Raw genomic sequence first — 7,412 nt, forward strand, 5'->3', positions numbered from 1 at the left:
ACCCTTCCCATCCCCAGGGGCTGCGCCCCTTCGCCCCCCTTTCGCGCTCCGCGGGGGGGGTGCGTTGTCGGGTGCCGGTTCGGTGGGGGTTCTCGCGCAGTTCCCCGCGCCCCTGAAAGCAGGGCGCGGGGGGCTTGGTCAGTGGTTGCGGGGGAAGCCCAGGTCCACTGCCGACGGGCCGTCTGCCGGGTCGGGCCAGCGGGTGGTGACCACCTTGCCTCGGGTGTAGAAGTGGGTGCCGTCGTTGCCGTAGATGTGGTGGTCTCCGAAGAGGGAGTCCTTCCAGCCGCCGAAGGAGTGGTAGCCCACCGGGACCGGGATCGGGACGTTGACGCCGACCATGCCGGCCTCGACCTCCAACTGGAAGCGGCGGGCGGCGCCGCCGTCGCGGGTGAAGATCGCGGTGCCGTTGCCGAACGGGGAGGCGTTGATGAGGGCGATGCCCTCGTCGTAGGTGTCGACGCGCAGCACGGTCAGCACCGGGCCGAAGATCTCGTCCTGGTACGCCTTGGCGGACGTGGGCACCTTGTCGAGGAGCGAGATGCCGATCCAGTGGCCTTCCTCGAAGCCGTCGACCGTGAAGCCGGTGCCGTCGAGGACGACCTCGCAGCCCTCGGCCGCCGCGCCCGTGACGTACGACGCCACCTTGTCGCGGTGGACGGCCGTGATCAGCGGGCCCATCTCGGACGTCGGGTCGTTGCCGGGGCCGATCTTGATCTTCTCGGCGCGTTCGCGGATCTTCGAGACGAGTTCGTCTCCGATCGCGCCCACCGCCACGACGGCCGAGATCGCCATGCAGCGCTCGCCCGCCGAGCCGTACGCCGCCGAGACCGCCGCGTCGGCCGCCGCGTCGAGGTCCGCGTCCGGGAGGACCAGCATGTGGTTCTTGGCGCCGCCGAGGGCCTGGACGCGCTTGCCGTTCGCCGAGGCCGTGGTGTGGATGTAGCGGGCGATCGGGGTCGAGCCGACGAAGGAGACCGCCTTGACGTCCGGGTGCTCCAGCAGGGCGTCGACGGCCACCTTGTCGCCGTGGACGACGCTGAAGACACCGTCCGGGAGACCGGCTTCCGCCAGCAACTCCGCGATCTTGATCGACGCCGACGGGTCCTTCTCGGACGGCTTCAGCACGAACGTGTTGCCGGTCGCGATGGCGATCGGGAACATCCACATCGGGACCATCGCCGGGAAGTTGAACGGCGTGATGCCCGCGACGACACCCAGCGGCTGGCGGATCGAGGAGACGTCCACGCGGCTCGCGACCTGCGTCGACAGCTCGCCCTTCAGCTGCACGTTGATGCCGCAGGCCAGGTCGACGATCTCCAGGCCGCGCGCGACCTCGCCGAGCGCGTCGGAGTGCACCTTGCCGTGCTCGGCGGTGATCAGCTCCGCGATCGCGTCCCGGTTGGCGTCCAGCAGGGCGCGGAACTTGAACAGGATCGAGGTGCGCTGGGCCAGCGAGGACTGGCCCCAGGTGGCGAAGGCCTCCTTGGCGGTGCGTACCGCCGCGTCGACCTCGTCGACGGTCGCGAAGGCGACCTTGGTGGTGACCGCGCCGGTCGCCGGGTCCGTGACCGGCCCGAACGTACCCGACGCGCCTTCGACGGTCTTGCCGCCGATCCAGTGGTTGACGATCTTCGTCATTCCAGAAACTCCTTGCTTACAGATGGCGGCGTCGGGTTGAGACGTGCCGGTCGTACTCCTCGCGTGCCTTGACCGCCGACGCGCGGGTCGCGGTCTCGGCCACAGGTACATCCCACCAGGCCTGCGCGGGAGGCGGGCCCGACACTGTGTCTGCCGTTTCGGTCTCCACGTAGACACAAGTGGGAGTGTCGGCCGCCCGTGCCTCGGCGAGGGCGGCGCGCAGGTCACGGACCGTCTTGGCGCGCAGGACGCGCATGCCGAGACTGGCCGCGTTGGCGGCGAGGTCCACGGGCAGGGGGGTGCCCGTGAACGTGCCGTCGTCGGAGCGGAAGCGGTAGGCGGTACCGAAGCGTTCGCCGCCGGTCGCCTGGGAGAGGCCGCCGATGGACGCGTATCCGTGGTTCTGGATGAGCAGCACCTTGATCGGCACGTTCTCCTGGACGGCCGTGACGATCTCGGTCGGCATCATGAGGTAGGTGCCGTCGCCGACCAAGGCCCACACCGGGCGCCCGGGGGCGGCTATCCGGACACCGATCGCGGCCGGGATCTCGTACCCCATGCAGGAGTAGCCGTACTCCAGGTGGTACTGGTCCCGTGACCGGGCCCGCCACAGTTTGTGCAGGTCACCGGGGAGGGAACCGGCCGCGTTGATGAGGATGTCGGACTCGTCGACGAGCTCGTCGAGGAGGCCGAGGACCTGGGCCTGTGTGGGGCGGGTGTCCGGTTCGTCGGCCTCGTAGCAGGCGTCTACGCGGTGCTCCCAGCGCTGCTTGTCCTCCGCGTACTCGGCGACGTACGCGTCCGCGACCCGGTGGCCGTGCACCTCCATCGCCTCGGAGAGGGCCTCGAGCCCCGCCCGCGCGTCCGCGACCAGCGGCAGGCCGGAGAGCTTGTGGCCGTCGTAGGGCGCGATGTTGAGGTTGAGGAAGCGGACGCCGTCGGCGGCGAAGAGGGTGTTCGACGCCGTGGTGAAGTCCGTCCAGCGGGTGCCGACGCCGATCACCAGGTCGGCGGTGCGGGCGAGTTCGTTGGCGGTCGCGGTGCCGGTGTGGCCGATGCCGCCCACGTCCTGCGGGTGGTCGAAGCGGAGGGAGCCCTTGCCGGCCTGGGTGGAGGCGACGGGGATGCCGGTGGCTTCGGCCAGTTCGGCGAGCGCGTCCTCCGCGCGGGCGTGGTGGACACCGCCGCCGGCGACGATCAGCGGGCGGCGGGCGCCTCGGATCGCGTCGATCGCGGCGGCCAGTTCGGCGACGTCCGCCGCCGGGCGGCGCACGGTCCAGGTCCGCTCGGCGAAGAACTCCTCCGGCCAGTCGTACGCCTCCGCCTGCACGTCCTGCGGCAGGGCCAGGATCACCGCGCCCGTCTCGACGGGGTCCGTCAGCACGCGCATCGCCTGGAGCGCGGCCGGGATCAGCGCCTCGGGGCGGGTGATCCGGTCGAAGTACCGCGACACCGGGCGCAGGGTGTCGTTGACGCTGATGTCGCCCGCGTACGGCACTTCGAGCTGCTGGAGGACCGGGTCGGCCGGGCGGGTGGCGAAGATGTCGCCGGGGAGCAGCAGCACCGGGAGGTGGTTGATGGTGGCGAGGGCGGCGCCGGTGACGAGGTTGGTGGCGCCGGGGCCGATGGACGTCGTCACGGCGTGCGTGGACAGCCGGTTCGACTGGCGGGCGTAGCCGACGGCCGCGTGCACCATCGACTGCTCGTTGCGGCCCTGGAGGTAGGGCATGTCGTCGGCGTACTCGACCAGCGCCTGGCCGAGGCCCGCGACGTTGCCGTGGCCGAAGATGCCCCAGGTGGCGCCGATCAGCCGCCGCCGCTCGCCGTCGCGCTCGGTGTACTGGGCGGCGAGGAAGCGGACGAGGGCCTGGGCGACCGTGAGCCGTGTGGTGGCCGTGGTCGTGGTCGGGCTCATCGGTACCCCTCCGTGTGGTCGGGGTGGAAGCAGATCTGCCACTTCCGCTCGGGGCCGGGGCCCGCCATCACGTTCAGGTAGTACATGCTGTGGCCGGGCTGCGCGATGGACGGGCCGTGCCAGCCGTCGGGTACGAGCACCGTGTCACCGGAACGGACCTCGGCGAGCACCTCGGCGCCGCCCTCGCGGGAGGGGGACACCCGCTGGTAGCCGAAGCCGTTCGGGCCGTCGATCTCGAAGTAGTAGATCTCCTCGAGTTCGGTCTCCTCGCCGGGGCGGTTCTCGTCGTGCTTGTGCGGCGGGTACGAGGACCAGTTGCCGCCGGGGGTGATGACCTCGACGGTGATCAGCTTGTCGCACTCGAAGGCGTCGGCGGAGGCGAAGTTGCGCACCTGGCGGGCGCAGGTGCCGCTGCCCCGGTCCTCCACGGGGACCTCCGGCGCGGGGCCGTAACGAGCGGGGAGTCGTCGCTCGCACTTCGCTCCTGCCAAAGCGAAGCGGCCTCCCGCGCCGGAGGCGATCTGTACCCGGGCGTCGCGGGGCGCGTACACGAAGTCGGAGACTCCGGCGAACACGCTCTCCCTGCCCAGGATCTGAAACTCCGTGACCCCGCCACCGTCTGAATTGCCCGGTTCCTCCGACACCTGAACCGTACAACCGCCGCCCAGGGACAGCACGATCCACTCACTGTCCCCGGTCGTGAAGGTGTGCGTCCCGTCCGGTCCCAACTCCACGATCCTGAGGCTGCTGTGGGTCCAGCCGGCCCTCTTCGGATCGATGTCGACGGTGTACTGGGCGTTCGCGGTGGCGCCCTTGGGTACGTACAGCTCGGTCTTCTGTGTCATGCGGCCCTCACAACAGTCCGACGGCGGTGTCCACGGCGGCGGTCACGTCGTCGTCCGCCGGGTAGAGCAGCGAGCGGCCGACCACCAGGCCCTGCACGGTGGGCAGTTGCAGCGCGCCGCGCCACTTCTCGTACGCGCCCTCCTGGTCCTCGCCGACGTCGCCGCCGAGCAGGACGGCGGGCAGCGTCGAGGTCTCCATGACGCGGGCCATGTCGTCGGGGTTCTCGGTGACGGGCACCTTCAGCCAGGTGTACGCCGAACTGCCGCCGAGGCCCGCCGCTATGGCGATCGACTTGGTGACGGCCTCGGCGCTCAGGTCGTTCTTGACCTTGCCGGTGGCCGGGTCGCGGCGGCTGATGAACGGCTCGACGAACACGGGGAGTCGGCGCTCGGCCATGGCGTCCACGGCGCGGGCGGTGGACTCCAGGGTGGTGAGCGAGCCCGGGTCGTCGTAGTCGACGCGCAGCAGGAGCTTGCCGGCGTCGAAGCCGAGGCGCCGCATGTCCTCGGGGCGGTGGCCGGTGAAGCGGTCGTCCAGTTCGAAGCTGGCGCCCGCGAGGCCGCCCCGGTTCATCGAGCCCATGACGACCTTGCCGTCGAGGGCGCCGAGGAGGAGCAGGTCGTCGAGGATGTCGGCGGTGGCGAGGACGCCGTCCACGCCGGGGCGGGACAGGGCCAGGCACAGTCGTTCGAGGAGGTCGGCGCGGTTCGCCATGGCGAGCTTGCGGTCGCCGACGGAGAGGGCGCCGCGGGCCGGGTGGTCGGCGGCGACGATCATCAGGCGGCCGGAGTCGCCGATCAGGGGGCGCCGGGTGCGGCGGGCGGCGGCCTCGGCGATCGCCTCGGGGTGGTGGACCCGGGTGCGGACGAGGGCGGAGACGTCTACGGGGCCGAGGGGGCCCACTTGGCGGGTGGAGGTCACAGGACCGCTCCCGCCGCGACCGCTGTCTCGATCTCTTCCACCGTGGGCATGGCGGAGGAGCACTCCAGGCGGGAGGCGACGATCGCGCCGGCCGCGTTGGCGTACCGCATGATCTTCTCCAGGTCCCAGCCTTCGAGCAGGCCGTGGCAGAGGGAGCCGCCGAAGGCGTCACCGGCGCCGAGGCCGTTGAGGACGTTCACGGGCAGCGGCGGGACCTCGGCGGACTCGCCCTTGCTGTTGACCGCGAGGACACCCTTGGGGCCCTGCTTGACGACCGCCAGTTCGACGCCGGCGTCGAGCAGCGCGCGGGCGGCGGCCTGCGGCTCGCGGACACCGGTGGCGACCTCGACCTCGTCCAGGTTGCCGACCGCGACGGTGGTGTGCCGCAGGGCCTCCTCGTAGAACGGGCGGGCCTCGGCCGGGTCGTTCCAGAACATGGGGCGCCAGTCGAGGTCGAAGACCGTCGTGCCGGCCCTGGCGCGGTGGGCGAGCGCGGCGAGCGTCGCCGTGCGGCTGGGCTCCTCGCTCAGGCCCGTGCCGGTCACCCAGAAGATCCGGGTCCCGGCGATCGCGTCGAGGTCGAGCTCGTGGGCGTCGATCTCCAGGTCGGGTGCCTTGGGCCTGCGATAGAAGTACAGCGGGAAGTCGTCCGGCGGGAAGACCTCGCAGAAGGTGATCGGGGTCGCGAGACCAGGGACCGGGGTGACCCAGCGGTCGTCCACACCGAAGTCGCGCAGCGCCTGGTGGAGGTAGTCGCCGAAGGGGTCCTCGCCGGTGCGGGTGATGACGGCGGTGGAGCGGCCGAGTCGGGACGCGGCCACCGCGACGTTCGTCGCCGATCCGCCGAGGAACTTGCCGAAGGACGTCACCTGCGGCAGCGGGACCCCCGTCTGCAACGGGTAGAGGTCCACACCGATCCGCCCCATGGTGATCAGGTCGTACGCCATCGAGTTCCCTTCACGCGCCGGCTCCGTCCGCCGGGTCCGTCCGCCGGCTCCGTCAAGGTCTAGCTCCGCCGGAGCGACCCTGTCAATACTTTGTCCAGACATTCGGACTACCTATTGACACCCTCAGCTCCGGGGCTGAAGCTGACTCCCATGACGTCGTTGTCACCTCAGTCCTCACTCTCGCGCATCCGAGTCGGCTCGGCGCCCGACTCCTGGGGCGTCTGGTTCCCCGACGACCCCCAGCAGGTCCCCTGGCAGCGCTTCCTCGACGAGGTCGCCGCTTCCGGCTACGAGTGGATCGAGCTGGGCCCGTACGGCTATCTGCCGACCGATCCGGCGGTCCTCGCCGAGGAGACGGCCAAACGTGGCCTGAAAGTGTCGGCCGGCACCGTCTTCACCGGCCTGCACCACGGTCCGGACGTCTGGGAGAAGACCTGGGCGCACGTGGCCGACAACGCGGTCCTCGCGCAGGCCATGGGCGCCAAGCACCTCGTGGTCATCCCGTCGTTCTGGCGGGACGACAAGACGGGCAAGGTGCTGGAGCCCAGCGAACTGACCGTCGAGCAGTGGCGGCACCTCACCCAGCTCACCGAGCGACTCGGGCGGGAGGTGCGGGAGAAGTACGGCCTCCAGATCGTCGTCCACCCGCACGCCGACACCCACATCGACAGCGAGGAGAACGTCGTCCGCTTCCTGGACGGCACCGACTCCTCGGTGGTGTCGCTCTGCCTCGACACCGGGCACTACGCCTACTGCGGCGGCGACAGCGTCAAGCTGATCGAGACCTACGGCGAGCGCATCGGCTATCTGCACCTCAAGCAGGTCGACCCCGAGATCCTGGCCGACGTGCGGGCGAACGAGGTCCCGTTCGGGCCGGCCGTCGCCCGGGGCGTGATGTGCGAGCCGCCGAAGGGTGTGCCCGAGCTGGGGCCGGTGCTGGCCGCTGCCGCGAAGCTGGACGTGGATCTGTTCGCGATCGTGGAGCAGGACATGTATCCGTGCGAGCCGGACGCTCCGCTGCCTATCGCTCAGCGGACGCGGGCGTTTCTCAGGTCTTGCGGGGCGTAGCGGTTGGCGCGCTCTGACCCTGCCGGCGAAAAACCTGTTTGAGATTCCGGGGTGCGCGGGAACATTAAAAAAAA

General features: G+C 70.7%; 6 protein-coding genes. 1 reads left to right on the plus strand and 5 read right to left on the minus strand.

Translation table 11 applies throughout. From position 1 onward, the window contains the following. Positions 1 to 138: 138 nt before the first annotated feature. The 5 genes from mmsA to iolC are packed head-to-tail and all read right to left on the minus strand — an operon-like array spanning position 139 to position 6,270. Positions 139 to 1,641, minus strand: coding sequence for a CoA-acylating methylmalonate-semialdehyde dehydrogenase (mmsA, locus tag P1P70_RS36555; RefSeq protein ID WP_319245454.1), 1,503 nt, complete (start codon positions 1,639 to 1,641; stop codon positions 139 to 141). A gap of 16 nt (positions 1,642 to 1,657) precedes the next feature. After that, positions 1,658 to 3,556 carry a 3D-(3,5/4)-trihydroxycyclohexane-1,2-dione acylhydrolase (decyclizing) gene (gene iolD / locus P1P70_RS36560; RefSeq protein ID WP_319245455.1) on the minus strand — a complete coding sequence of 633 codons (1,899 nt, stop codon included), beginning with the start codon at positions 3,554 to 3,556 and terminating at the stop codon, positions 1,658 to 1,660. Beyond that, a complete protein-coding gene (gene iolB, locus P1P70_RS36565) occupies positions 3,553 to 4,401 on the minus strand; it encodes a 5-deoxy-glucuronate isomerase (RefSeq protein WP_319245457.1) in 849 nt (282 codons plus the stop codon). The genes iolD and iolB overlap by 4 nt, the downstream gene beginning before the upstream one ends. A 7-nt stretch (positions 4,402 to 4,408) precedes the next feature. Then, positions 4,409 to 5,323, minus strand: a complete 915-nt coding sequence (locus P1P70_RS36570) for a deoxyribose-phosphate aldolase (RefSeq protein WP_413471630.1) — start codon at positions 5,321 to 5,323, stop codon at positions 4,409 to 4,411. Then, the gene (gene iolC / locus P1P70_RS36575; protein WP_319245458.1) at positions 5,320 to 6,270 is read right to left on the minus strand and encodes a 5-dehydro-2-deoxygluconokinase; all 951 of its coding nucleotides are present in this window, start codon (positions 6,268 to 6,270) and stop codon (positions 5,320 to 5,322) included. The genes P1P70_RS36570 and iolC overlap by 4 nt, the downstream gene beginning before the upstream one ends. Before the next feature lie 150 nt (positions 6,271 to 6,420). Here iolC and P1P70_RS36580 point away from each other — a divergent pair, with 150 nt between their 5' ends. After that, positions 6,421 to 7,338, plus strand: coding sequence for a sugar phosphate isomerase/epimerase family protein (locus P1P70_RS36580; RefSeq protein ID WP_045557631.1), 918 nt, complete (start codon positions 6,421 to 6,423; stop codon positions 7,336 to 7,338). Positions 7,339 to 7,412: the final 74 nt, after the last annotated feature.

The organism is Streptomyces sp. MB09-02B (genome assembly GCF_033794485.1).
Taxonomy (GTDB): domain Bacteria; phylum Actinomycetota; class Actinomycetes; order Streptomycetales; family Streptomycetaceae; genus Streptomyces.